The organism is Microbispora sp. NPDC046973, assembly GCF_040644495.1.
Lineage (GTDB): Bacteria > Actinomycetota > Actinomycetes > Streptosporangiales > Streptosporangiaceae > Microbispora.
On the sequence record NZ_JBEYWQ010000018.1, the window covers coordinates 66,861 to 91,207 of the forward strand.

Sequence of the window (24,347 nt, forward strand, 5' to 3'; positions counted from 1 at the left end):
GTACGCACCCCGGCCCAGGAGGCATCGGAATGTGACTCAGATCACTGCTTCGGTTTTCGCATGCCGCGCCGGATTTTCCCCCGGTGACAGGTCTTGATGTCGAACCTGGATTCCTCGACCCCACGGAGCCGCTGATGTCGAACCCCTCCACGACCGCCGTCGTCACCGGTGCGAGCCGGGGCTTCGGGCGCGCGATCGCCGCCGCCCTCGTCGCCTCCGGCACCGACGTGATCGGCATCGCGCGCGACGAGGAAGCGCTGGGTGCCGTCCGCCGCGACCTCGGCAGGGCCTTCACCCCCCTGGTCGCCGACGCCACCGAGGAGACGCTCGCGCATGAGGTGATCCGCGAACACCGGCCCGGCCTGATCGTCCTCAACGCCGGGGCGGTGCCGCACATGGCGCCCCTGCACGAACAGACCTGGGAGACCTTCAGCCGCAACTGGCACGCCGACACCCGGCACGTCTTCACCTGGGTCCGGGCGGGGCTGCGCGAGCCGCTGCCTCCCGGCAGTGTGATCGTCACGATGTCCAGCGGGGCCGTCCAGGCCGGGTCCCCGCTCAGCGGCGGATACGCCGGCGCGAAGGCCGCCATCGGCTACATCGGGCGGTACGCGGCCGAGGAGTCGAAGCAGGCCGGGCTGGGCATCCGGCTGGTCACGCTGTATCCGCAACTGACCCCGGCCACCGGCCTCGGCTCGGCCGCCGTCGCCGCGTACGCCGCCCGCCAGGGTGTGGACCCCGCCGCCTTCGCGGAGGGAATGCAGCCGATCCTCACCGTCGAACAGGTCGCCAAGGCCGTCGTGGACCTCGCCCGTGACCAGGCAGGCGCGACGGAATACCGGATCACCGCCTCCGGGCCGCATCCGATCGACTGATCCGTCCCACTCCAGCGAGTCTCCTCCGGGAGGAAATTCCGTGACCGCATCCCAGGAGAACCCGTGATGCCGACGAACGCCGACTTCGCCGCACTGACCGAGCCGTTCCGGCGGGAGCTGCTCGCACACTGCTACCGGATCCTCGGCTCGATCCATGACGCCGAGGACCTGGTCCAGGAGACCTATCTGCGAGCGTGGCGCGCGTTCGGCCGGTTCGAGGGCCGCGCCTCCGTACGGCAGTGGTTGTACAAGATCGCTACCAGAGCCTGCCTGACGGCGCTGGAAACCCGTTCGCGCCGGCCGCTCCCGTCGGGACTGGGCGCGCCTTCAGATGATCGATGGGTCGCCGTGCCACCTGCCGAGCCGTCGGTGGCGTGGCTCCAGCCGGCGCCCGACACGCTGCTCGGCACCGGCGACCCGGCGGCGATCGTGGCCGGCAGGACCGGAGTGCGGCTGGCCTTCATCGCCGCGCTCCAGCTCCTGCCCGCCCGGCAGCGGGCCGTGCTGACGTTGCGCGACGTGCTGGCCTTCCGCACGTCCGAGGTCGCCGACATGCTGGACACGACGGCCGCCGCCGTCGACAGCGCGTTGCGCCGCGCCAGGTCACGCCTGGCCGCGGCCTGGCCCGTCGAGGAGGACCTGGCCGAGCCGGACGAGGAGGCCCGGCGAGTCCTCCTCGACGGCTATGTCGACGCGTTCACCCGGGCCGACGCCGGCGCGCTGGTGACCTTGTTGCGGGCCGATGTCGAGATGGAGATGCCGCCGATCCCCACCTGGTTCACCGGCCGGCAGGCCGTCGTCGGGTTCCTGGCCGATCAGGTACTGGTCCCCGGCCTGTGGCGGATGGAGCCCACCCGGGCCAACGGCCAGCCCGCCGTCGTCGTCCATCAGCGCGTGGACGACGGCCGGTACGAAGCGTACGGAGTCCAGGTCCTGACCCTGATCGGGGCCCGGATCAGCCGCATCACGACATTCATCGCCCCGAGCCTGGTGCCGGCGTTCGGTCTCGCGCCGACGCTCGCGATCTGAGCCGGGCGCAGCCGTGATCGCCCGTGAGGCGACCACGACCGGCGGGCCGGCCCATCACACAAGGACGAAGAAAAGGAGATCGCCGTCATGGCGAACATCGCAGACAAGACCGTTCTGATCACCGGAACCAACCGCGGCCTCGGGCGGGCACTGGTCGAGGAGGCCCTGGGGAGGGGCGCCAAGCGGGTGTACGCCGCCACCCGCCGCCCCCTGACCCACGTGGACGGACGGGTCACGCCGCTGACCCTGGACGTGACCGACCCGGCGCAGATCCGGGCGGCCGTCGACGAAGTCGAAACTCTCGACGTCCTCGTCAACAACGCCGGCCTGGCGCTCTACGGCGACCTCGGCGACCGCTCCGCTCTCGAGCAGCTTCTCGCCGTCAACCTCTTCGGCACCTACGACGTCACCCTGGGCTTCCTGCCGCTGCTGACCCGCTCCCGGGGCGCCATCGTCACCGTTTCGTCCCTGTCGGCCATCGCGGCCGTGCCGGTCCAGCCGGCTTACGCGATCTCGAAGGCGGCCGCGTTCTCCATGACGCAGGCGCTGCGTGCTCTTCTGGCCGAACAGGGCGTCGCAGTCCACGCCGTCCTGGCCGGACCTATAGACACCGACATGTCCCGAAACTTGGACATACCGAAGGCATCTCCGGAGTCCGTCGCACGAGCCGTCTTCGACGGTGTGGAGAAGGGCGAGGAGGACATCTTCCCCGACCCCGTGTCCGAGACGATCGCTGAGAGCTGGCGTGGCGGTGCGGCCAAGACGCTGGAGCGGCAGTTCGCGGCGTTCGTAGCCGCCGCGTAGCATCCCCGGCGCCGCGCGGGCCGGTGATGCGGGGCCGGGCCTGCCCGGCCGGGGCGGTCAGATGAGGCTCTCGCCACCGTCGATGGTGACGACCTGGCCTGTGATGTAGTTGTTGGCCATAAGGAAGAGGGCCGCGGCGGCGGCTTCCTCGGCGGTGGCGAAGCGCCCCAGGGGAGCGGCCGATCCCGCCGCGGCGACCGCTTCGTCCGAGTCAAGTCCGGGCATCGAGCGCATGAGTGGGGTGTCGACCCGGCCGAAACGGACGGTGTTGACGCGCAGACGCGCAGACGCCAGTTCCACGGCGAGGGCCTTGGTGAGCGTCTCCACCGCGCCCACGGCCGACACCAGGGCGGCCATTCCCGGAATGGGACGGACCGCGAGACTTCCCGAAGTGAGCGTGAGCGATCCGCCCGCGGGAAGCCGGTCAGCCGCCACACGCGCGGCGCTGAAGGCGGCCTGGAGCCGGGAGCCGACGGTCGTCCGGATCTCGTCGGCCGTCAGGCCGGTCACCGGGCCGCTGCCGCCGATGCCGCCCGCGGTGACGAGCACATGGTCTGTGCCGCCGACGAGGACGGCGGTCGTACCGGACAGGGCGCTCGTCAGCGGCGGACGGGGATGGGAGTCGCAGTGCTCATGGGAAAACCTCTCACTTATACAAACCATCTGGCTGTTTTACTGCTGGGGGCGATGCTGAGATCACCAGCACCGCGAGGGCGATCCCACGCGTCGGTTGACGTCGGCCGTCGCCAGTGCCGTGCCGTCATTCGCCGCCCCGCCCGGGCGGACACGCAGGAGGAGTACACGGCTCTGGGCGACTCACACCTCCGGCGTCAGCGCGGGCGCATACGACGTGTCGTCCTCGGTGTCCCCGGTAGTCGCTGCGCTTCAGACGGCGCTGTCCAGACCGACGAGCAGCTTCGCGATACGCCACTCGCCTTCTGTGCGCCGCAGCGTGAACGTGTAGAAGCCGGTGGAGACCAGGGCCGGGTTCCCCCCTGCGTTCGTCGTCAGCATCAGGTAGGACCACACCACGGCCGTGTCGGCGTCCGCGCGGCGGAAGACCATGTTGGTCAGGTGATGCCGCCGCTGATCGGTCTGCGCTTCCGTCGCACCCCGTACCAGGTCGAGAACCGCCGCGCGTCCGAGGTACGGGCCTTGCTTGACCGCGTCGGCGATCACGGCGGTCCAGCTGACGTCCTCGGTCAGGAGGCCCTCCAACGCCTCCAGATCTCCGTGATCCAGTGCGAAGACGTAGCGCACCAGCGCCTGCTGGACGGCGAGCTGCTCTGCGGGGTCGAGATTCACCTCTCCTGCCGGTGTCGTGTTGAGATGGCTGCTTCCCCAGGCGAAAGCCGCGGTTGTCGTCATGTCAGGCCTCGCTGCTCGTGCTCGGTCGTCGGGTGAAGTATTCGGGTGAACGACGGGGCGTGGTCGGTGAGCGCGGCCGCGCAGCGTGCGGCGGGAGGGCCGGTGCGTGACCTCGGCGGCCCGCTGCGCCCAGGCGACCGTTTCGCCGTCGGGCCGCCGGCTCGCCGTCTTCGGTGACGGTGATGTGACGGTCCGTCGTGTACGCGGTGTCACTGCACGACGGTCAGCACGATCTTGCCCTGGATGTGGCCCCTGGCGGCGCGTTCGTGCGCTGCTCTGGCGTCCGCGAGCCGAAACGTGCTGTCTATCGCGACACGGACCGTGCCGGCGTCGAGCAGGTGTCCCACTTCGGCGAGCTGCGCGCCGTGCGAGCGGACCTGTGTGCCCGAGACCGTGACGCCCAGCTTCGCGGTCTCCTCTTCGTCGTATTCGCCGAAGAACACGGGGAACAGGGCGCCTCCGCGCTTGAGCGTGCGCAGGAAGCGGCTGCTCTCACTGCCACCGACGGTGTCGAGGACGAGGTCAATGTCGTTGACGAGTTCCTCGGGACGGCTCTTTGTGTAGTCGATGAACTCGTCGGCGCCCAGCTCGCGAAGGAACGACTCATGCGCGCCCGAGGCCACCGCGATGACCCGTGCGCCCTTCCACTTCGCCAGCTGCAGCGCGAAGTGGCCCACGCCCCCCGCGGCACCGTTGACGAGCACCGTCGCGCCGTCGAGAGCCACCGGAACATGCCGCGCCTCCTGGAACGGCGAGGGGTGGTCGTGTCCGAGCTCGATCAGGAACTGCCACGCCGTCAGCAGGGACATGGGCGCCCCGGCGGCGTGGACGTGATCGATACCGGCCGGCTTGCGTGCGATGTGCGACGCGGGCGCGGCCACGTACTCGGCGTACGCCTGGCCGTCGAAGCTGGGAAAACGGAGGAGACCGTAGACCTCGTCACCGACGGAGAAGCCGTCCACGTCCGCGGCGACGGCCTCGACGACGCCCGACACGTCCGTGCCCGGGATCACGGGCAGGTCGAACTTCGGCCTGACCTCCGCGGGGATGTTGCTCAGCCCGTCGCGCAGGTACCAGTCCGGGGGATTGACGCCGACCGCGTGGACGCGGACGAGCACCTCACCCGGCCCCGGCACGGGAGTCGGCACCTCGTCGTAGGCCAGGACTTCAGGGCCGCCGTGCTCATGCAGCCGGACGGCCTTCATCGTGTGGGTCGGCATCGCTTTTCTCCTGCCCCTTACGGAGGCGTACGCTGAATGGATCACTGATCCGATTATCCGGATCAGTGATCCGAATATATGAACCACTGATCCAGTTGTCAATCGGATCGCTGATCCGGACAGCCAGGAGGGCAGATGCGGGCAGACGCCAGGAAGAACCGCGACCACCTGCTCGCAGTCGCGGGCACCGTCGTCTCCGAGCAAGGCGCCGAGGCATCGCTGCGCGACATCGCACGCAGGGCCGACATGGGACTCGCCACGCTGCTGCGTCACTTCCCCACACGCGAGGCACTGCTCGACGCTTTGCTCCGCACGAGCTTCGACGCGCTGACGGCAAGGGCAGGTGAGCTCGAGACATCGAGCTCACCCCGGGACGCCCTCGTGTCGTGGCTACGCGAATGCGTCACGGTCGCACACGAGTACCGGGGGGTGACAGAAATGATGGCAGCGGCCATCGAGGACTCCGAATCCGCACTCCACGCCTCGTGCGTCGCCATGCGCGCGGCCGGTACGGGACTCCTCGCTCGCGCTCAGGCCGCGGGCGCAGCGCGATCCGACATCGACGGCACCGATCTGTTCGCGCTGGTAGCGGCGCTCGCATGGCTCGGCGACCAACCCTCGTTCGCGCCACGTGCCGACCACCTTCTCGATGTCGTCGCGAGTGCGATTCTGGCGAGCTGACGAGCGCGGGGATCAACGACAGCAAGGGGAACACCGCCTCGGAGCGCAGGGTCGTCGGCCGCGGCCTCGAACGCGAAGGGCACGTCCGACGCGAAGGGCATGTCCCGACAGCGGTATGGGCGGCGCCGACAGCACGAAGTCGCTGACCGGTAGCGGCTCGGGCGGCGGACCGCGGTCAAGGAGTGCTCGGTCCGCGGTTCGTCCCTGGCAGCCTCGATCACGGTGGCGAGGGTGGCTTCTACCTAGGTGCGGTCGCGCGCGCGAAGCTCAGGTGCTCCGTGACGTGCGGGTCGCCGTAGATGGCCAGTACGGCGTCCACGTCGTCGGGGGCGGTGAACTCGCGCAGCCTGAAGTCTGAGAGGTGAGGGTGCCCGGGTCCATGCGGCAGGACTAACGGCCTCGGGGTGCGGGGAAGCCCGGGTGTCAGCCTCGGGGGTTCTCCACAGTGAACCACCGGGACTCATGCTCGTACGAGTCGTAGCCGTAGTGGCGGTCCCTGTACTGCTTGAGGGCTGCCTGCCATTGGCTGAGTTTTCGATGTCCTTGCTGAGCTCACTGAGGAGACGACTAAGCATCTTGTAGACGACGACGATCGCCCCCCATTGCGAGCGCCGCCGGACCTCCTCGCCGAGCTCAGATGTTCCTGATGTCGGCACGCTCCCTGCAGGCAGCGCTTGGAGTGGCCGGTGAACTGGATGAAGCCGTGGGTCAGGTCGGGGTGATGGATGTAGGTCAGGTCGTTCCCGGCGTCGGCGAGCTTGCGGGCATACGCACGGCTGACGTCGCGCAGTGGGTCGTAGCCCTGCCGGAGTCGGTGTCGAATGGCAGCGCCGTCTCCGGATAGAGCGGAAGCTGGAGGGCCAGGCGCTTCGGCAATTCCTCAGAGGGCCCTGTCCAGCGCGTCTACTGTGCCGGGGAAAAGCGTGCGCGGGCGCCCGGTCCGGGCGCCCGCGCTCTGATCACTCGCCGCCCGCGATCACTGGTCGACGAAAAGGCCCTGGCCGAAGCCCGAGCCCGTGCTCTCGTTGTTGGGCTGGACGGTCACGTTGTCGCCGCGCTTCGGCACCCCGGCCACGGTGGGCTCGTCGTCGACCGTGTACTGGTCGCTGACGGCGCCGCGGTCGAGGAAGACCCCGAGGCCCTGGTTGTTGCCGAAGCCGAGGCTGCCCGCGCGGGTGCTCGGCACCTGGAACGGGCCGACGAACTCCAGGACGAACGCGCCGTGGTAGCTGTCGGCTCCGGTGTCGTCGAGGAAGATGCCGGTCGCACCGGCGACGTTGCCCGCGCCCTGGGTGAAGCGGGGAATGCGGTCGCACAGGCCCTCGCCCTCGTCGTCGCGCACGCCGCCCGCGCCCTCGGTCTGGTTGGGGGCGTTCGGGTCGATCGGGGCGGGCATGTAGAAGCCGTAGCTGTCGTCGCCCGCCTCGTCGCGAAGCACGCCTACGCCTCCGACCAGGGCGAAGCCTTGGCTGTTGCGTACGGCGCGGTAGGTGTCGTCGCCCGCGCCGTCGGACAGGATGCCGACGCCGAAGATGTGGCCGGCGCCCAGCGCTCCGGTCTTGCCGGTGTAGGTGTCGTCTCCCTCCACGTCGCGCAGGATGCCCACGCCGAGGAAGCCGGCCCCGCCCGTCATCATCCGGCGGACCACAGGGTCGTTGGTGCACCCGGTGTCGTGGTCGGGGCTCTGCTTGACGCCGTAGACGTCGTTGCCCTGCAGGTCGAGGACGACCGCCGCGGTGGGAACGCAGTCGAGGGCCGTGAGACCGGGAATGGCGCGCTGGCAGCCCTTGGCAGGCCCGGTGCCGCGCAGTCCGGGTACGGCGGAGCCGGCCGGCGAGAAGTTCACGTCGACGAGGTTGCTGCCGGCGTTGTTGGCGTAGGTGTCGTTGCCGCCGACGTCGAGCGTGAGCAGGTAGTCGTTGTCGTAGCGGTTGTCGCGGCAGGCGCCGTCGACCCGCAGCACGGGCCAGATGTCGAGGTTCACCTGGCCGAGCGCCTGACAGCCGGGAGCGGCGGCGTTCGACTCCTCCGCCACGGCCAGCTCCAGCTCGTTGGTCGACTGCCAGGCCGACTCGCCGCAGAGCCGGATCCCGGTGTAAGCCGCCGGGTTGAGGGAGCCGCCGGTCGTGAGCACCGCGGGCAGCAGGCCCGGCGGGATCGCCGCGAAGGCGGGCTCGGTCAGCCGGTGGCAGGCGAGCAGGTCGGTCAGCACGTTGGCCAGCCGTCCCGCAACCTCCGGCGACAGGTTCGCGTCGAGGATCTGGGTGGGGTTCTGCGCGAGTCCCAGCTCGGCGGACAGGGCCGAGGCGGCCTGGAGCAGAGCCTGCTTAGGCTGCGCGGGGAGCGCTCGGGTCCGCGTGGTCGTCCGCTCGTACAGCTTCTCGTAAGGCCGGATCTTCGCACCAATCTCCGTGTTCACGGCCGTCACGGCCGCGTTGACGGTGCCGGTGGCCGAGGCGAGGGAGGGGCCGGCGAGTACGATGACGGCCGCCCCGGCGCAGCCGAGGATTCGGAGTCCGCGTCTCACAAGACGCATGAACGTCACCACCTTGTTGGGTAGGGGGGTGGAGGCGCCGTTCTTCATAACCACGTAATTGAGCGCCAAACAGGCTCATAGAATCTGTTTATTTCAGTTCGATATCGTCTCCGCCGAAACGCGATTAAATGCGAGTCCTGTCCATCGGTAAGTCATCGGGTCGGAATGGTTGTTCCTCCAAACACGTTCTGACCTGGGGTGATGGCGACGATACGCCGAATGGCGACCGAATGCCATTCCGTCAATCGCCTTCTGGAAGCCGGTTCCCTCGCTGCGGCGGGACATCGCCGATGTCGCTCGCTCGCACATCGTCACGCCGGCGAGCACCTTTGAACCCGATGGGTCATTCCTGCGCAGAGACTCGGAGCGCTGCGCCCGGAGGTGCATGCCGGCACAGCTCGACACGCCGTCGTGACGGCCGGCCCGGCAGTACGGGTGCAATGCCGGGCCGGCGTGGCTCCGTTACTGGACGACGAAGCGCTATGCGGCGCTGCCGTTGCAGTCGTAGATCTGCAGTCGTGTGCCGTTGCCGGTCGCGCCGCCGGGGGAGTCGAGGCACCGGCCGGAGCCGACGTTCTTGGTGGAACCGTCGAACTGCAGCTCCCACTGCTTGTCGCCGGCGCCGAAGCAGTCCCGGATCTGCACCTTCGACCCGTTCGCGGTGCCGTTGTCCACGACGTCGAGACACTTGCCGCCGTTGAATGTGCGCAGCGTGTTCCCGACCATCGTGTAGTGCTGGTCGACGGCGTAGGACTGGTAGTCCCACAACTGCACCGGGGCGCCGTTGCCGCCCGTGTCGTCGCCCGCGACGTCGACGCACTTGCCTCCCGGGCCCGTGATCGGCTGGCCGCTCACCGTGCCGCCGCCACCGCCGCCCGTGCCGAAGTCGCCGATGGTCATGCCGGCGGACGTCGGGTTCGGCTGGTCGATCGTCGGGGCGAAACTGCCCACGTCGTCGTAGGAGAAGCCGTACGCGAGGCCGTTCAGCGAGTTGACGTGGATCGTCTTGCTGAAGAGGTTCGACGCGTACTGCCCGTAGAACTTCGTCGCGTCCGTCGTCGGCTGCATGTCGTACATGACGCGACTCGCCGTCGACAGCGTCGCCCGGTTGAGCGCCGCACACGCGCGCTCCGACCGCGAGGATCGCCGTCTCGTTCGGTTGGTTCTGCGGTTGCGTGCCCCCGGCACACGCGAAGACGTCACTCGTCGTCGGCTTTGTGAGCGTGCCGATGACGTTGCCGGACCCGTCCCTGAAGGTCCAGTTCGTGCCGCTGGTCGTGCCGGTGAAGTTGCCCAGCGACGTCTGTACGGTCAACGTGTGCGTGGCGTAGTACGACCAGACGGCGCTGATGTAGGAGTCGAGGTATGTCGAGGGGAACGAGCCCTTCGCGATGGCGTGCAGCGCCGAGAACGCGCCCGTGTTCGCAGCGAGAAAGGCATCCGCTCCGCCGGGGAGGTCGTGGACGGTGACGGTCCACTGCTTGCCGGTGCGGGTACCGGAGCCGTGGTGCCCTTGGCCTGTCCCACCAGCGCATCGGCCAGATCCTCGCCGACGCGTGATCCAGAGCAAACGCGATCACTTGCGCACATAACGAGGGCGGCACCCCACCCGTGAGCACGTCACTCACGGGCGGGAAAGCGGGTCGGGCAATCACCCGAGACCTGAGGCTCGGACCTCCGGCAAGCCCAGCTTGGCCATGATCGCCTTGCGCGGCGCCGACCGGACGCCTTCCACCGCGTCCAGCAAACTGCGGACATCGCCATCGGAGTCGGCGACCGAGTTGAGCATGTCGATGGCGTCGCGGACGACGGGCGCCGGCAGCGTCAGTTCTGCCCGGTCCGAGGTGGCGGGCAGGCTCTCGGTCTTGTACGTCCACCCGATCAACAGCGAGTCGTCCTGGTAGGGGTGCACCTCTTCCAAGGATTGTGTCATCGGATCGCGCTGGCGGAGCGCAGGAGTTCGAGGTACCGGGCGACGCTCCCGATCGTCAGCGGCTTATCGAAGTGGAACTCAAGGGAGTAGGACATAGCCCTTCATCCTGTTCCATCACCCGAGGGACGGCGTCGAAACCGGCAGAGAGCCTGTCCCCGCGCGTGTTCTTCAGATCCGGATGCCGGGTGCCACAACGGCGGCTTCTTTGGCTTGTGGGTCGCGTCGGGCAGGTCGAGCCGGATCTCCTCCAGACCGGTCATCCACGCCCGGGTCGACATGCCGATGTCTCCGGTCAGCAGCTTCACTTTCCGGCCGGCGAGTGCCTGGAACGCGACTCCCGCGCGCGATTACCTCATCGTCCGTGCGGGGGCAGACGCACGTGGCCGGGCGGGTCGGGTCACAGGTCGATGGTGATCGCACCCCGCGGGAAGGCGGGGTTCTCCGGTGCGTTGCCCCGCGGGCGGATGACCCCAATCCGGTGCCTTGCCTGCTTGCCAACAGCTCTGGGAGCGTGCGACTCGGCTACAGAATTCCACACGGTCACGCCCGTTCGGCATGCCCGCGCTTCATGCTCCCGACGGCCGGCCACGCTACCGTCGCCGTCCCCGCGAATAACAATGATCCTCTGTTCATTCACTCCGAAACCGTGTCATGTGATTGCTGCACTCGGTCGAGCATGCCGCTAGCGTAGGAGCCCCGAATTCACCTCGCCTGCACGGCGCCGCACCCGACATTCACATTCGCCTACGCAATTTCCAGCAACCGAGATTTGAAATCGACGACAATTGGAACCGAGGAATATCGTGAACAAGGAGCTGTCATGAGCCAGGGCACGGCCTCGGCCGGCGGCGGTGTCAGGGGCGTTCCTTCCGAGAAGCGAGCCGGCCGACACCCCTCGTTGGTCCTGCTCGTGGTGTCCACGGCGATCCTGCTCGACGCCCTGGATCTGTCCATCACTCAGGTCGCGCTCCCCGACATCCGCAGAAGCCTCGACTTGTCCACGGCCGGCGCGCAGTGGACCGTCAACGCCTACGTCCTCACCTACGCCGGTTTCCTTCTCTTCGGTGGCCGCGCCGCCGACCTGCTGAGCGCCCGCCGCGTCTTCCTCTTCGGCCTGACCATCTTCGGCGTCATGTCGCTGGTCGCAGGGCTCTCGCCGAACGCGGTTGTGGTCATCCTCGCCCGCGCCGTCCAGGGCATCGGCGCCGCTCTCACCGTGCCCTCCAGCGTCGCGATCATCGCCGGCACGTTCGCCGAGGGCCACGAGCGCAACCGTGCCTTCGGCGTCTTCTCCGCGGCCGCCGCCTCCGGATTCTCCGCCGGGCTGATCCTCGGCGGCGTCCTCACCGACCTGCTCAACTGGCGCTGGATCTTCTTCGTGAAGGTCCCGATCGTGGCCGCCACACTGATCATCGCGGTCCGCGTCATCCCCCACAGCGCCGAGCCCCATGACCGCTCGCGCAGCTACGACCTGCTCGGCGGCGTGCTCGGCACCGCCGGTCTACTCCTCATCGCGTTCACCGTCACGCAGATCGCCGACCACACTGTCCCGGTGCCTTTGGTCATCGCGTCCGCGGTCACCGCCGTGGTCCTGCTGATCGCGTTCGTCGTCAACGAGGCCAAGCACCCCGATCCTCTCCTGCCCCTGGGCATCTTCCGGATGCCGACCCTCCGCAACGCCGACATCTCGTCGCTGGCCGTGCTGGCCGCCCCGTTCGGCTACTCCTACGTGGTCACCCTCTACACACAGGAGGTTTTGCACTACTCGCCGCTGAAGACCGGTCTGGCGCTGCTGCCGGCGGCGGTGGTGTCCGCCCTGGTATCCCGCTACATCGCGCCAGCCCTCATCCGCCGCTATGGCATGCGCATCACCGGCAGCCTCGCCGGCCTGTTCCTGGTCGCAGTCGGATTCCTCATGCTGGCCCTTGTCGACGCCGACACCGGCTACGTAACCGTGCTGCTGCCCTCATCGATCATCTGCCTGGGTCTCGGCGTGGGCAACGCCTACCCGACCTACGCCATCGGCGGCGTGACCGGGGTCGGTATCTCACAGCAGGGTCTGGCGGCCGGCATCCAGCAGACCGCCCTCCAGGTCGGCGGTGGGCTCGGCCTCGCCCTGGTGGCCACAGGCGTGAGCGCCTCGCTCGACGGCAAAACCGACCCGAACGACTACATCCCCGCCCTGCACGTCGGCGCAATCGTCGGCACCGTCATCACACTGCTCGGCGCGATCGCCACCCTCCTCGGCCGGATGGACACCCCCGAGGCGGTCGCCGAAGTACAGAAGCAAAATTAGGCATTTGAGCCATGCTGATGTCGCGCGGACGCGCCGAGCATGTCCGCGTGACACTGTGAGCACCCTGCCCCTGATCACCTACGTGGAACAAGCCCGCCGCCGACCGCGCGACGAAGGCCAGGTCCACCCGGCGGCTCCCCGTGACCTGCGCCGACTCCCGGGCCGACGTGACTGCGGCCGTGGCCGTGGCCGTCGGGAAGGTCGGTGGCACCGATCATCCCTTGTGGGTAAAGTTGCCAGTTGACATGGGACCGGAACTCAAGCATCTCCGGTATTTCGTCGCCGTTGCGGAGGACCTGAGCTTCTCCAGGGCCGCCCGGCGGCTTTATGTCTCGCAGCAGGCGCTGAGCCGCATCATCCAGCAGCTCGAACACCAGCTCGGCGTCAAGCTATTCGAGCGCACCACCCGCAGCGTGCGGCTGACCTCCGCGGGTGAGGCGATGCTCGGCCCCGCGCGGCAGTCGATCGCCGCGGCCGAGGACGTACTCAAGACCGCGCAGCGGGCCGGTAACGGCGGGTATGAGCGCTCGCTGCGGGTCGACATCTCCTCCAGTGGCCTGCAGACCGGGGCAGTTCTGCTGCGCCACTTCCGGCGACTGCACCCGCAGATTCCGGTGTTGCAAATCGAGGAAGGTGTCACCCGCGGCCTGGTCGCCTTGCAGGAGGGCCGCCTTGACGTGCTGCTCGGGCTGGCCACTCACTGTCCGATCGAGATTCCAGCCGAGGTGATCCGGCGGGAGACGATCGTGCTGGGCATGGCCGCCGACCATCCGCTCGCGGATCTGGAGGTCGTGCCGGTGGCGCGGCTGGCCGACTTCGAGCTGTTGCTGCCCACCGAAGAGGTGGCCGTCGAGTGGGTCGAGTTCGTCGCGCAGTTCTGCCGGCAGGCGGGCATCCGAGTGCGCAGGTGGCCGGGCGTCACTTACGGCTCGCATGGCGCGGCGGACGTGCTGCGCGAGAGGCTCTGCGTCACACCGACGACGCGCTGGAACGAACCGCCTGCCGACCTGGTGTTCCGCCCGCTCGTCCAGCCTGTGCCGGTGTTCAGCTGGGCCATGATGATCGCACCTGCCGTCGAGAACACGCCTCAGGTCAGAGCCTTCGTCGAGTGCGCCCGCCTGGTCGCCAAACAGTACGACTGGCTGCTGCCACGCGAAGACGACATGTTCCGGGGAGCCGACGCGACGTCGTGAAATCTGCCGTACCTGAGGCGGACCCTGGGTGAGCGAGACGATCACATAACTGACATTGTCCGTATCGGACACTGCATCGGGCCGGCCACTCGGGCGGCTCCCCGGTGCATGCGAATCTGAATCAGCTCTCCGTTCGGCTTGGAATTACTCAGCTAATACGCATGGCATTCTTTGCCGCGTGGCGACGCATTTGTGTTACGGTGGAATACGCGATCAGTGGACGCACGGCCGGTGAACATCGGCCATCGCCGGAGATGTTTGACGGGATTCACATGAATACACAGGAACATCGCATCGAGCTCACATACGCGTCGGACCACGTCGTGGTGCGAATCAATGACACGGTCGTCGCGACCTCATCCCGGGCGCTTGTACTCACCGAGACGAACTGCCCACCGCGGTACTACCTGCCGCAGGAGGATGTGAAGATGGATCTGCTGCGTTCGACGACGACGACGTCACACTGCCCGTACAAGGGAGATGCGGTGTACTGGTCGGTTGACACCGGCGAGGCTCCGGTTGAAGACGTCGTCTGGTCCTACCCGGAACCATTCGCGCAGGTCGAGCAGATCAGGGGACGGCTCGCCTTCTGGGCCGAGAAGCCGGGTGTCACCCTGGAAGTGAACGGGCAGGTCGCGTAAGCAATCCCAGTTCACAGCTTCCGCAGGGCAGATTTCGTAACGCGTTGAGGATCTCGCGGGCCCGCGTGTTGTTGTAACACAGCGGTTCGGGACCTGTTTGATCGCGCCGAGGCAGGTTCTGGAACCGCGGCAGCCGCCTCGGCGCAAGACCGCGACGGAGCCAGGACACTCAGCTCAGCATGTACCTGGTCACGCCGGTCCGGTACGTGTTCGCCGACGCCGGCTTCGCGTGCTGGTGGATTGGACCCAGCGCGTGCTGCATATCGTCCGCAAGGCCCCCGGGCAAATCGGATTCGCGGTGATCGAGTGGCGGTGGGTCGTCGAAAGGTCGCCGGCCTGGCCGACCAGCCACCGCCGCCTGGCCCGAGAGCATGAGCGCCAGCCGGCCATGGCTGAGGCCATGATCCGAAGTTTTCCGATCGTCCTATCGGCGGGAGCGCCGAAGGCTGTAATTGGAACCTACTGGACGGGTCAGGGTTACGGCAGGAATATGGACGACCCCCGAAGTACACGGTCCCCCCGCAAAATGCCTGCCCTCGGTAACAGTGTCACGCCGCCTTGATGATCCTAGAGCAGGTTAGAGCCGGTTCAATTGGCGAGTGAGGGTCCGTGGTTGCTGGCGCGTCGCGGCGTGTCCGCGGGTGAGACGCCGCACCATTCCTGAGATCGCCGCAACCGGGCGGCCAGCAACGCAGCCCGGCAGCGGTCCGGATCGCATGTCCCACGGCATGATCGGCCGGTTCCTTGACGCCGGGCACCGCGCGGACCGGGTGGCGGGGGACGAGGTCTACGGCGGCAACCCGAAACTGCGGTCCGCGATGGAAGAGCGCGGGGTCGGCTACGTGCTCGCCGTCGCCTGCTCCCACGAAGTCACCACCGCGGCCGGGAAGTTCCGAGCGGATGCCCTGGCCGCCAAGGTGCCCAAGCGGGCCTGGCAGAAGCTATCGGCAGGGGCCGGCGCCAAGGGGCACCGCTTCTACGACTGGGCCGTCATCAACCTGGCCGAACCCCGGCCCGGCTGATGGGCGCGGTGACGTGTGCCTGGGCCCGGAGGATGGCGTCCTCACGCAGGTAGACGTTGCGCGGGTGGTCGAGCTTGTTGCCCAGGGCGTACTCACGCGGAAACGTGCAACGGTAGTCGGGAACCTGGTCCACGTACATCTCGTCGATCGTCTGGGCCACGCGATGCGGCGCGAACGCCTTAAACAGCCAGTGGTCGACGCGTGGACACCGGGCACGACGCGAAGGCCGAGATCGCCAAGGCGAAGATCGCTCAGGCTGAGACCAAGATGGCCCGCTACCGAGCCGCCCTCGAAGCCGGAGGCGACCCGGAAGAGATCGGCAAATGAATCGCCGAGGCCAAGGCCGAGCGGGTCAGGGCAGAGGCGGAACTCCGCATGACCACGAGGAGCGCCCGCATGTCCCGGGAAGAGATCACCGCCCTTGTCGCCGAGATCGGCGACATGGCCAGAGCCATCACCGAGGTCCCCACCGAACGCAAAAGCGAGGTCTACCAGCGCCTCGGCCTACGGCTGACCTACCACCCCGGCAAAGCAAAAGTGAGGGCCGAGGTGAATCTCAGCCCTCACACAGTGAAAAGGTTCGTGTCCGAGGGGGGACTTGAACCCCCATGCCCATCACTGGGCACTAGCACCTCAAGCTAGCGCGTCTGCCTATTCCGCCACCCGGACGTGGTGCCTCACGCGGGATCGTCATCCCGCGTCGGCTGATACAGGTTAGCACTCTCCCGGCCCTGCTTCATACCGGGAAACGGCCCGCGTGCGGATCGCCGGATCCCGGGGGTGAACGTGACGCCTGTACGGCGGCAGGATGGAGGCGCGAGCCGTACGAAGGAAAGGCCGGGGGCCGCTGACGGGCCCGCCCGGCAGGAGGAGGCGTAATGACCCCACGCTACGGGGAGGACGAGGTCGCCGAGCTGTGCCGCGACCTGATCCGCATCGACTCGGTCAACGCTGGGGACAACGCGGGGCCCGGGGAACGCGAGGCCGCGGAGTACGTGGCCGGCAAGCTGTCGGAGGTCGGCCTGGAGCCGAGGATCCTCGAGTCCGACCCCGGACGGGCGAACGTGGTCGCCCGGGTCGAGGGCACCGATCCGAGCAGGGACGCCCTGGTCCTCCACGGTCATCTGGACGTGGTGCCGTTCGACGCCGCCGACTGGACCCACCACCCGCTGAGCGGCGAGATCGCCGACGGCTGCGTCTGGGGCCGCGGGGCCGTCGACATGAAGGACATGGACGCGATGATCCTCGCCGTCGTGCGGCGGCGGCTGAGCGAGGGGCGCAGGCCGCCCAGGGACGTCGTCCTCGTCTTCACCGCGGACGAGGAGGCCGGGGGCCACTACGGCGCCCAGTGGCTGGCGGAGCGGCATCCGGAGGTCTTCGAGGGCTGCACCGAGGCCATCGGCGAGGTCGGCGGCTTCAGCGTGACCACCGAGAAGGGCCGGCTCTACCTGATCGAGGCGGCGGAGAAGGGCATCGCCTGGATGCGCCTGACCGCCAAGGGCAGGGCCGGGCACGGCTCGATGCTCAACGACGACAACGCCGTGACCGAGCTCGCCGAGGCGGTCGGCCGGCTCGGCCGCCACAAGTGGCCGGTGCGGCTCACCCCCACCGTGCAGGCGTTCTTCGAGGAGGTCTTCGGCGTGGAGATCAAGGCGGAGGACGCGGAGGCGGCGGTGGCCACCCTCGGGCCGCTCGCCCGGATGATCGGCGCCACTCTCCGCAACACGACCAACCCGACCATGCTCCAGGCCGGTTACAAGGCGAACGTCATCCCCCAGATCGCGACCGCGCACGTGGACGGCAGGTTCCTGCCGGGGTACGAGGACGAGTTCTTCCAGACCGTGGACGAACTGCTCGGGCCGAACGTGACCAGGGACTTCGTCTATCACGACGTGGCGGTCGAGACGCCCTTCAAGGGCCCGCTGGTCAAGGCGATGGCCGACGCGCTGCACGAGGAGGACCCGGGCTCGCGGGCCGTGCCGTACACGCTCAGCGGCGGCACCGACCTCAAGGCGTTCAGCCGCCTCGGCATCAGCGGCTACGGCTTCGCGCCGCTGCGGCTTCCCGAAGACTTGGACTTCTCCGGGATGTTCCATGGCGTCGACGAGCGCGTTCCGGTCGATTCGCTCCGGTTTGGCGTCCGGGTCCTTGACCGTTTCCTCGAATACTGCTGAGAAAGCTCTTGCGATCACGTGCCGTGCCGCTACAGTAACTCTCCGTTGGGGGTTGGATCCGCACCGGGTGGACCCAGCGGACTGTTGACTCAGCGGTTTGGGGAGGTCGCGTGACGCGCACGTCGCAGGAGCAGCGGAGGGCGAGTTCGCCCGTCGCCGCTCCCGGCGTGCGCGTCACGTCTCCCGGCTCTGCGGAGCGGGGCCGGATGGCGCGGTTCGCGGCCGGTTCCCGTCTGGGCCGTCTGCTGGTCATCGGCGGGCTGATCGCCGCCGGATGGCTGCTCGGCGTGATCTTCGGTGTCTCCGGCACGGCGACGTCCGTGGCCGGGACCGCACCCTCACATGACGTCGCCGGGTCGGTTCTTCCCGATCGTCTCTCAGGTCCGGACCTCGGTCTGCCGTCCTCACCGGGCGCGGCCGAGTCCCACGGGAAGAGCGCCGACGGTTTCCCCACGGCGGCGGACGACGTCTCGGTGAACGCCGAGGCGATGGCGGGGCGCACGGTCGACGGGCTCACCAGCCAGTCGAAGCCTCTGCTCCCTCCGCCCTCCACCGCGGACCACGCGCCCGCAGACCAGGGCCTGGTCCCGCAGTCGAGCGGTGGAAACATCCTCTTCGGGGATGTCGCGCGGGACGTGTTCGAACCGCGCTTCACCAAGCTGCCCGCCCCACTGGCGGCGGTTGTTCCCCCGGTGGTCCGCACAGCGGCGGACGACCCGTCTTTCTCTCCTGACTGATCCCGCCTTCGTGCCGGTCCCCGTCGTACGGCGACCGGTGCCACCGCCTGCCCTCGCTCGTGGTGCCCGGGCGGCAGGCTCCCGCGGGTGACGCGGAATTCCCCATCCTCGTGACCGTCCACGGCTCCGCTGTGCTCATGCGGCCTGGACACGAGTCGCGAGTTGTCAGGTAACCCCCTAGAAGAACCACTAGGAGCATTCATCATGCGAACGTGGGCGAAGGGCTCGGCCTCCGCGGCGTTTCTGGCCGCCGGCGTCATGGCCCTTGGCAGCGGTACGGCTTTCGCCGACACCGACGGCAGTCACTCGGTGCTCGGCGGCAACCAGGTCGACATCCCGGTGACCCTGCCGATCGACATCAGCGGCAACGCGGTGGCGGTCGCGGGCGACTCCCGGGCCTCCTCCCTGGGCGGCGCGACCGCACAGGGCGCGGGCGTGGGCGCCGGACAGAACAAGACCTCCGGCGAGGGAAGCATCCTCGGCGGCAACCAGGTGGTCGCTCCGATCAACGCGCCGATCAACGCCTGCGGCAACGCGGTGTCCGTCTTCGGCCGGTCCGACGCGGGCTGCCGGGGCGGCGCGGAGGTCAAGGGCTCGGGACGGCGCGGGAACGCGGGCGGCAACCGCACCAGCGGCGTGCACAGCATCGGGGGCGGCAACCAGGTGGTCGCGCCGATCACGGCGCCCGTCAACCTGTGCGGCAACTCGATCGCCGTCTTCGGCGACGCCACCGCCGGGTGCCGTGGCGGTGCGTTCGTCGGCGGCGGACGTGACGGCGTCCGCGCCGGCGGCAACCGCACCAGCGGCCGTGGCTCGATCCTGGGCGGCAACCAGGTGGTCGCGCCGATCACGGCGCCCATCAACGTCTGCGGCAACTCCGTCGCGGTCCTCGGCGACGCGTTCTCGGGCTGCCGCGGCGGTTCGTCCGTGGGCGGCCACGGCGGCCACGGCGGCCACGGGCACGGGGGTCACGGCCACGGGGGGCACGGCGGGTACGGCGGTCACCACGGAGGCGGTCACTGGCACCGTCCCGGCTCGACCGGCCACGACACCGACGGCCGCTACTCCGTGGGCGGCGGCACCCAGGTGGTCACGCCGATCACCACGCCGGCCAACGTGTGCGGCAACGGCTCGGGCAACTGCCACGGCGGATCCACTCCCGGTCACGGCGGGCACGGTGGCCACGGTCACGGCGGTCACGGTGGCTGGTCGGGCGGCTGGTCCGGCGCGGGCGGCAACCGCACCAGCGGGGTGCACAGCGTCGGCGGCGGCAACCAGGTGGTCGCGCCGATCACCGTGCCGATCAACGTCTGCGGCAACGCCATCGCGGTCGCGGGCGACGCCTTCGCGGGCTGCCGCGGCGGCGCGACCGTGATCGGCGGCTGGAGCAAGCACGGCGGCCGCTGGGGCGCCGGCGGGAACGTCACCTCCGGCCGCGGCTCGATCCTCGGGGGCAACCAGGTGGTCGCCCCGATCACGGCCCCGATCAACGTCTGCGGCAACGCGGTGAGCGTCATCGGCCGGTCCCACGCGGGCTGCCGTGGCGGCGCCTCGGTCCTCGGCGGCGGCGCCGGCGCGGGCGGCAACATCACCTCCGGCCGGCACGGCATCCTCGCGGGCAACCAGATCGTCGCCCCGATCACCGCGCCGATCAACGTCTGCGGCAACTCGGTGGCCGTGCTCGGCGACGCCGCCGCGGGGTGCCTGGGCGGCGCCCAGGCGGGCGGCGGCTGGAAGCGCCACGGCTACTGGGCCCACCCGCAGCACAAGGCCGCCCGCGGCGCGGTCATGCCCGCCATGCCGGGCGCGTCGGTGCTGTCGGGCAAGCACACGGTGCAGCCGATGAGCGCCGCCGCCACCCCTTCCGCTCCGGTCATCGGCGACCTGCCGAACATGCTCGGCCTGCCGGAGACGCCCAGCCTGCCCGCCGTTCCCGCCGGAAAGGGCACGAAGGCCGGCAGCACCCCCGCGGCCGTCTCCAAGGCCGGCGGTACGCTCGACGACGCCACTCGCTCGCTGCCCACCAACCAGACGCTGGAGGACGCGACCGGCTCGCTGCCCGTCGCCGACACGGCGCGCAGCCTCCCGACCGGTGACCTCGGGAAGAGCGCCGACGTGCTGCCGCTGGGCAAGCTGAGCGGGCTCAAGCTGATGAGCGCCGAGCAGCCGGTCGGCCTGACCGGGATGAACCCGGCGTCGTTCCTCGCCCTGGCCCTCGGCGCCATGTTCGCCGCCTCGGCGAGCCTGTTCGCCGTCACCCGCCGCCTCCGGTTCGGCCGCAAGTAACCGTACAGCCGCGCGTGACGGCACGGGAACGCCTCCGGCGGCGACGGCCGTACGGAAGTGATCCGGCGGCGCGCGACTGACGGAGGCGAGGGATATCACTCGCCCGCGCCGGGGAGTGTCCGACGGATGCTCCCGGCGCGGGCGACCAGGACGCCCCCCCACCGCCAGTGGAGGGAGGCACGAACGCTTTGCCCGTTCCGGGGGCGCGGCCCGGGGCGGGCAAAGCTCTTTTGTCCGGTACTGTTTCGGGACGGATGGAGCAGTTGCGGTCATGGCACCGACGGCATTACGGGTGGGCAAAGCCCTTTTGACCGTGGCGTCCGCGCCCTCGGGGCTCACATGGTCCGGGCGGCCCGTATGATCTTCCGACGCAGCCGGACGCGCCTGCTGCCGTCGGGATAAAGGCGTAGTCGCTCCAGCTCCCAATCTCCGTGCTCGGCATGCTCCGTGAGCATCTGCCTCGCCACCTCACGAGGGGTGTCCCGAGGGAGATAGAGGTCCAGATAGGAGTAGTCGAGCACAGCCATTGGTCTCCGGGGCGTGCTAGGGAACTCGATGGGCTCTATTCTGCGTCTCCGTGGATAACAGCGCCAAGCGGGTTACATTCCCGGACATAACCGGGTAGCCCGAGGGGGAGGAACGTGCGGCGGCAGGTACCTTCAAAGCGGCGCCTCGTCGGCGCCCCAAGGGGGTAAGCGCCTCCGGCCCGGACGACGAGGGTGTCATGAGCCGGGAGTACGAAGCCCGGCAGCACGGGGAACGACAGCGGACAGCGAGGTAGGAAGCAGCGTGCCAGCCAACAACGGCAACGCCGGCGGAACCCGCCTGGTGATCGTGGAATCGCCCGCGAAGGCGAAGACGATCGCCGGGTACCTCGGGCGCGGCTACATCGTCGAATCGAGCATCGGTCACATCCGTGATCTTCCGGAGAAGGCCGATGACATCCCGGAGAAGTACAAGAGCCAGGCCTGGGCCCGCCTCGGGGTGAACGTCGACCATGAGTTCGAGCCGCTCTATGTCGTGAACCCGGACAAGAAATCGCAGGTGTCCAAGCTCAAGCAGCTTCTCAAGGAAGCCGACGAGCTCTACCTCGCGACCGACGAGGACCGGGAGGGCGAGGCCATCGCCTGGCACCTGCGCGAGGTGCTCAAGCCCAAGATCCCGGTGCACCGCATGGTGTTCCACGAGATCACCCCGCACGCGATCAGGGACGCGGTCTCCAACCCCCGCGACCTCGACCTCCGCCTGGTCGACGCCCAGGAGACCCGGCGCATCCTCGACCGCCTGTACGGCTACGAGGTCAGCCCGGTCCTGTGGAAGAAGGTCAAGCCGCGGCTTTCCGCCGGCCGTGTCCAGTCGGTCGCCACCAGGCTGGTGGTGGAGCGCGAGCGCGAGCGGATGGCGTTCACCGCCGCCAACTACTGGGACCTGCAGGCGCTGTTCGACACCGGCCGGGCGGGCGACGACCCGCGGACGTTCTCCGCGACGCTGACCGGTGTGGACGGCAGGCGCGTGGCCCAGGGCCGCGACTTCGCCTCCACCGGCAGGCTGAAGGGCTCCGACGTCCTCCACCTCGACGAGGCCGCCGCGACGGCCCTCGCCGGCCGCCTGGAGGGCGCGGCCTACGCGGTGCGGTCGGTCGAGCGCAAGCCCTACACGCGCAAGCCGTACGCGCCGTTCCGGACCACGACCCTGCAGCAGGAGGCGAGCCGCAAGCTGGGCTTCTCCGCCAAGTACACGATGCAGGTGGCCCAGCGGCTCTACGAGAACGGCTACATCACCTACATGCGAACCGACAGCATCACGCTGTCGGAGACCGCCGTCGCCGCCGCCCGCAGCCAGGCGATCAAGCTGTACGGCTCGGCGTACGTGCCGGACAAGCCGCGCGTCTACACCAGCAAGGTGAAGAACGCCCAGGAGGCGCACGAGGCCATCCGGCCGTCCGGCGAGGAGTTCCGGACGCCGGGCGAGACCGGCCTGTCCGGGGACATGTTCCGGCTGTACGAGCTGATCTGGCAGCGCACGGTCGCCTCGCAGATGAAGGACGCGGTCGGCGAGTCGGTGTCGGTCAAGGTCGGCGGCACGTCCAGCGCCGGAGAGAACGTCGAGTTCAGCGCCACCGGCCGGACGATCACCTTCCACGGCTTCCTCAAGGCGTACGTGGAGGGGGCGGACGACCCCTCGACCGACCGCGACGACTCGGAGAAGCGCCTGCCCACGCTGGCCGAGGGCGACCGGCTCACCGCGGCCGAGCTGACCGCGCTCGGGCACTCGACCAAGCCGCCCTCGCGCTACACCGAGGCGTCGCTGGTCAAGGAGCTGGAGGACCGGGAGATCGGCCGGCCGTCGACGTACGCGTCGATCATCGGGACGATCCTCGACCGGGGCTACGTGTTCAAGAAGGGCACCGCCCTGGTGCCGTCGTTCCTCGCGTTCGCCGTGGTCAACCTGCTCGAACAGCATTTCGGCAACCTGGTCGACTACGACTTCACTGCCGAGATGGAGAAGGTCCTCGACGACATCGCCAACGACCGCGCCGAGCGGGTGCCCGAGCTGCGCCGTTTCTACTTCGGCGGCGGGGACGGCGACGAGGGCCTGAAGGAGATGGTCACCGACCTCGGTGAGATCGACGCCAAGGAGATCAGCTCGTTCCCGATCAAGGGAACGGACATCGTGATCAGGGTCGGCCGTTACGGGCCCTACCTCGACCGCGACGGCGCCCGGGTGAACATCCCCGAGGACATGGCGCCCGACGAGCTGACCGCCGAGAAGGCCGAGGAGCTGTTCTCGCGCCCGAGCGGCGACCGCGAGCTGGGCGTCGACCCGGCGACCGGCCGGACGATCGTGGCCAAGGACGGCCGGTACGGCCCGTACGTCACGGAGATCCTGCCCGAGGAGCCGGCTCCGGCGGACGGCAAGAAGCGGACCAAGAAGGTGGACGCCCCCAAGCCGCGCACCAGCTCGCTGTTCAAGACGATGGACCTGGACACGATCACCCTGGAGCAGGCACTGAAGCTGCTCCAGCTTCCGCGGGTCGTCGGCGAGATCGACGGCGAGGAGGTGACCGCGCAGAACGGCAGGTTCGGCCCCTATATCAAGAAGGGCACCGACTCGCGGTCGCTGCCGTCCGAGGAGGACCTGCTGACGGTCACGATCGAGCAGGCCAAGGAGCTGTTCGCGCAGCCGAAGGCCCGCGGACGCGGCCGTGCCGCCGCCGCGCCGCCCCTTCGTGAGCTGGGTGACGACCCGAACTCCAAGAAGCCGGTCGTGGTGAAGGAGGGCCGCTTCGGTCCGTACGTCACCGACGGCGAGACCAACGCGTCCCTGCGCAAGGGCGACACGGTCGAGGACATCACGCTGGAGCGGGCTGCGGAGCTGCTGGCCGAGAGGCGGGAGCGGGCGCCCGCCCCCAAGCGCACGACCCGGGCCAGGACCACCGCGAAGAAGCCGGCGGCGAAGTCCTGACCTCGGTCTGCGCGGACGGCGGCCCGCCAGGGCGCGGCCGCGTGGCTTGTCCACAGCCGGCCCGGCTGTGGACAGCGGACGCGGCCG

At 69.1% G+C, this 24,347-nt stretch carries 21 protein-coding genes, 1 tRNA gene and 3 pseudogenes; 14 read left to right on the forward strand and 11 right to left on the reverse strand.

Annotation, left to right across the window (positions count from 1 at the left end; genetic code table 11):
* Nucleotides 1–83: 83 nt before the first annotated feature.
* The 3 genes from ABZ860_RS28550 to ABZ860_RS28560 all read left to right on the forward strand — a co-directional run bounded on the left by ABZ860_RS28550 (nucleotide 84) and on the right by ABZ860_RS28560 (nucleotide 2,708).
* Nucleotides 84–875, forward strand: coding sequence for an SDR family oxidoreductase (locus tag ABZ860_RS28550; RefSeq protein ID WP_357225744.1), 792 nt, complete (start codon nucleotides 84–86; stop codon nucleotides 873–875).
* Between the two features lie 66 nt (nucleotides 876–941).
* On the forward strand, nucleotides 942–1,904 hold the full coding sequence (locus ABZ860_RS28555; protein ID WP_357225746.1) for an RNA polymerase subunit sigma-70: 963 nt from the start codon (nucleotides 942–944) through the stop codon (nucleotides 1,902–1,904).
* 87 nt (nucleotides 1,905–1,991) lie between these two features.
* Nucleotides 1,992–2,708: an SDR family NAD(P)-dependent oxidoreductase gene (locus ABZ860_RS28560; protein WP_357225749.1), complete on the forward strand. Its 717-nt coding sequence runs from the start codon at nucleotides 1,992–1,994 to the stop codon at nucleotides 2,706–2,708.
* A 57-nt stretch (nucleotides 2,709–2,765) separates the two neighbouring features.
* On the opposite strand, the gene ABZ860_RS28565 is transcribed toward ABZ860_RS28560, so the two are convergent.
* From ABZ860_RS28565 to ABZ860_RS28575, 3 genes are all read right to left on the reverse strand, one after another.
* Nucleotides 2,766–3,371: an SDR family oxidoreductase gene (locus ABZ860_RS28565; RefSeq protein ID WP_357225751.1), complete on the reverse strand. Its 606-nt coding sequence runs from the start codon at nucleotides 3,369–3,371 to the stop codon at nucleotides 2,766–2,768.
* Nucleotides 3,372–3,593: 222 nt separating this feature from the next.
* Nucleotides 3,594–4,076, reverse strand: a complete 483-nt coding sequence (locus tag ABZ860_RS28570) for a nuclear transport factor 2 family protein (RefSeq protein ID WP_357225753.1) — start codon at nucleotides 4,074–4,076, stop codon at nucleotides 3,594–3,596.
* A gap of 209 nt (nucleotides 4,077–4,285) precedes the next feature.
* Entirely contained in the window at nucleotides 4,286–5,296 is a 1,011-nt protein-coding gene (locus tag ABZ860_RS28575) for an NADP-dependent oxidoreductase (RefSeq protein ID WP_357225756.1), read from the reverse strand.
* Nucleotides 5,297–5,431: 135 nt separating this feature from the next.
* On the opposite strand from ABZ860_RS28575, the gene ABZ860_RS28580 reads away from it, so the two are divergent.
* On the forward strand, nucleotides 5,432–5,977 hold the full coding sequence (locus ABZ860_RS28580) for a helix-turn-helix domain-containing protein (RefSeq protein WP_357225759.1): 546 nt from the start codon (nucleotides 5,432–5,434) through the stop codon (nucleotides 5,975–5,977).
* 460 nt (nucleotides 5,978–6,437) lie between these two features.
* On the opposite strand, the gene ABZ860_RS28585 is transcribed toward ABZ860_RS28580, so the two are convergent.
* The 5 genes and pseudogenes from ABZ860_RS28585 to ABZ860_RS28605 form a co-directional block, all read right to left on the reverse strand.
* Entirely contained in the window at nucleotides 6,438–6,854 is a 417-nt protein-coding gene (locus ABZ860_RS28585; RefSeq protein ID WP_357225923.1) for an alpha/beta hydrolase fold domain-containing protein, read from the reverse strand.
* A gap of 99 nt (nucleotides 6,855–6,953) precedes the next feature.
* On the reverse strand, nucleotides 6,954–8,513 hold the full coding sequence (locus ABZ860_RS28590; RefSeq protein ID WP_357225760.1) for a hypothetical protein: 1,560 nt from the start codon (nucleotides 8,511–8,513) through the stop codon (nucleotides 6,954–6,956).
* A 480-nt stretch (nucleotides 8,514–8,993) separates the two neighbouring features.
* Complete coding sequence (locus tag ABZ860_RS28595; protein ID WP_357225925.1) at nucleotides 8,994–9,413, reverse strand: RICIN domain-containing protein; 420 nt, start codon at nucleotides 9,411–9,413, stop codon at nucleotides 8,994–8,996.
* Between the two features lie 51 nt (nucleotides 9,414–9,464).
* Nucleotides 9,465–10,083: pseudogene (locus ABZ860_RS28600) on the reverse strand (beta-1,3-glucanase family protein); the annotation flags it as partial.
* Between the two features lie 81 nt (nucleotides 10,084–10,164).
* Nucleotides 10,165–10,434 carry a hypothetical protein gene (locus ABZ860_RS28605; RefSeq protein ID WP_357225762.1) on the reverse strand — a complete coding sequence of 90 codons (270 nt, stop codon included), beginning with the start codon at nucleotides 10,432–10,434 and terminating at the stop codon, nucleotides 10,165–10,167.
* 832 nt (nucleotides 10,435–11,266) lie between these two features.
* On the opposite strand from ABZ860_RS28605, the gene ABZ860_RS28610 reads away from it, so the two are divergent.
* The 5 genes and pseudogenes from ABZ860_RS28610 to ABZ860_RS28630 all read left to right on the forward strand — a co-directional run.
* Nucleotides 11,267–12,742 carry an MFS transporter gene (locus ABZ860_RS28610; RefSeq protein WP_357225765.1) on the forward strand — a complete coding sequence of 492 codons (1,476 nt, stop codon included), beginning with the start codon at nucleotides 11,267–11,269 and terminating at the stop codon, nucleotides 12,740–12,742.
* 245 nt (nucleotides 12,743–12,987) lie between these two features.
* Nucleotides 12,988–13,935 carry a LysR family transcriptional regulator gene (locus ABZ860_RS28615; protein WP_357225767.1) on the forward strand — a complete coding sequence of 316 codons (948 nt, stop codon included), beginning with the start codon at nucleotides 12,988–12,990 and terminating at the stop codon, nucleotides 13,933–13,935.
* A 200-nt stretch (nucleotides 13,936–14,135) separates the two neighbouring features.
* On the forward strand, nucleotides 14,136–14,576 hold the full coding sequence (locus ABZ860_RS28620) for a DUF427 domain-containing protein (RefSeq protein WP_357225770.1): 441 nt from the start codon (nucleotides 14,136–14,138) through the stop codon (nucleotides 14,574–14,576).
* Nucleotides 14,577–14,776: 200 nt separating this feature from the next.
* A pseudogene (locus tag ABZ860_RS28625) lies at nucleotides 14,777–14,943 on the forward strand (IS5/IS1182 family transposase); the annotation flags it as partial.
* Between the two features lie 370 nt (nucleotides 14,944–15,313).
* Nucleotides 15,314–15,595, forward strand: a pseudogene (locus ABZ860_RS28630) (IS701 family transposase); the annotation flags it as partial.
* On the opposite strand, the gene ABZ860_RS28635 reads toward ABZ860_RS28630, so the two are convergent.
* Entirely contained in the window at nucleotides 15,570–15,758 is a 189-nt protein-coding gene (locus tag ABZ860_RS28635) for a hypothetical protein (RefSeq protein ID WP_357225773.1), read from the reverse strand. The pseudogene ABZ860_RS28630 and the gene ABZ860_RS28635 overlap by 26 nt on opposite strands.
* Before the next feature lie 41 nt (nucleotides 15,759–15,799).
* Between ABZ860_RS28635 and ABZ860_RS28640 the strand changes: the two genes are divergently transcribed.
* Nucleotides 15,800–15,925 (forward strand): hypothetical protein, encoded by a 126-nt coding sequence (locus ABZ860_RS28640; protein ID WP_357225775.1) that lies wholly within the window; start codon nucleotides 15,800–15,802, stop codon nucleotides 15,923–15,925.
* A 256-nt stretch (nucleotides 15,926–16,181) separates the two neighbouring features.
* On the opposite strand, the gene ABZ860_RS28645 is transcribed toward ABZ860_RS28640, so the two are convergent.
* Nucleotides 16,182–16,267, reverse strand: a tRNA-Leu gene (locus ABZ860_RS28645).
* 209 nt (nucleotides 16,268–16,476) lie between these two features.
* Here ABZ860_RS28645 and ABZ860_RS28650 point away from each other — a divergent pair.
* The 3 genes from ABZ860_RS28650 (at nucleotide 16,477) to ABZ860_RS28660 (ending at nucleotide 20,795) form a co-directional block, all read left to right on the forward strand.
* Nucleotides 16,477–17,772, forward strand: a complete 1,296-nt coding sequence (locus ABZ860_RS28650) for a M20/M25/M40 family metallo-hydrolase (RefSeq protein WP_357225776.1) — start codon at nucleotides 16,477–16,479, stop codon at nucleotides 17,770–17,772.
* A gap of 110 nt (nucleotides 17,773–17,882) precedes the next feature.
* Nucleotides 17,883–18,509, forward strand: coding sequence for a hypothetical protein (locus ABZ860_RS28655; RefSeq protein ID WP_357225779.1), 627 nt, complete (start codon nucleotides 17,883–17,885; stop codon nucleotides 18,507–18,509).
* Nucleotides 18,510–18,713: 204 nt separating this feature from the next.
* On the forward strand, nucleotides 18,714–20,795 hold the full coding sequence (locus ABZ860_RS28660; RefSeq protein WP_357225781.1) for a chaplin family protein: 2,082 nt from the start codon (nucleotides 18,714–18,716) through the stop codon (nucleotides 20,793–20,795).
* Between the two features lie 335 nt (nucleotides 20,796–21,130).
* Here ABZ860_RS28660 and ABZ860_RS28665 read toward each other — a convergent pair whose 3' ends face one another.
* Nucleotides 21,131–21,316, reverse strand: a complete 186-nt coding sequence (locus tag ABZ860_RS28665; protein ID WP_142624889.1) for a DUF5703 family protein — start codon at nucleotides 21,314–21,316, stop codon at nucleotides 21,131–21,133.
* A gap of 268 nt (nucleotides 21,317–21,584) precedes the next feature.
* On the opposite strand from ABZ860_RS28665, the gene topA reads away from it, so the two are divergent.
* Nucleotides 21,585–24,260, forward strand: a complete 2,676-nt coding sequence (topA, locus tag ABZ860_RS28670; protein ID WP_357225782.1) for a type I DNA topoisomerase — start codon at nucleotides 21,585–21,587, stop codon at nucleotides 24,258–24,260.
* Nucleotides 24,261–24,347: the final 87 nt, after the last annotated feature.

Excerpts from the sequence above, each read along its gene's own strand:
- ABZ860_RS28555 (WP_357225746.1), top strand. The coding sequence starts at position 942 with ATGCCGACGAACGCCGACTTCGCCGCACTGACCGAGCCGTTCCGGCGG.
- ABZ860_RS28560 (WP_357225749.1), top strand. The coding sequence starts at position 1,992 with ATGGCGAACATCGCAGACAAGACCGTTCTGATCACCGGAACCAACCGC.
- ABZ860_RS28565 (WP_357225751.1), bottom strand. The coding sequence starts at position 3,371 with ATGGTTTGTATAAGTGAGAGGTTTTCCCATGAGCACTGCGACTCCCAT.
- ABZ860_RS28570 (WP_357225753.1), bottom strand. The coding sequence starts at position 4,076 with ATGACGACAACCGCGGCTTTCGCCTGGGGAAGCAGCCATCTCAACACG.
- ABZ860_RS28575 (WP_357225756.1), bottom strand. The coding sequence starts at position 5,296 with ATGCCGACCCACACGATGAAGGCCGTCCGGCTGCATGAGCACGGCGGC.
- ABZ860_RS28580 (WP_357225759.1), top strand. The coding sequence starts at position 5,432 with ATGCGGGCAGACGCCAGGAAGAACCGCGACCACCTGCTCGCAGTCGCG.
- ABZ860_RS28590 (WP_357225760.1), bottom strand. The coding sequence starts at position 8,513 with ATGCGTCTTGTGAGACGCGGACTCCGAATCCTCGGCTGCGCCGGGGCG.
- ABZ860_RS28595 (WP_357225925.1), bottom strand. The coding sequence starts at position 9,413 with ATGACCATCGGCGACTTCGGCACGGGCGGCGGTGGCGGCGGCACGGTG.
- ABZ860_RS28610 (WP_357225765.1), top strand. The coding sequence starts at position 11,267 with ATGAGCCAGGGCACGGCCTCGGCCGGCGGCGGTGTCAGGGGCGTTCCT.
- ABZ860_RS28615 (WP_357225767.1), top strand. The coding sequence starts at position 12,988 with ATGGGACCGGAACTCAAGCATCTCCGGTATTTCGTCGCCGTTGCGGAG.
- ABZ860_RS28650 (WP_357225776.1), top strand. The coding sequence starts at position 16,477 with ATGACCCCACGCTACGGGGAGGACGAGGTCGCCGAGCTGTGCCGCGAC.
- ABZ860_RS28660 (WP_357225781.1), top strand. The coding sequence starts at position 18,714 with ATGCGAACGTGGGCGAAGGGCTCGGCCTCCGCGGCGTTTCTGGCCGCC.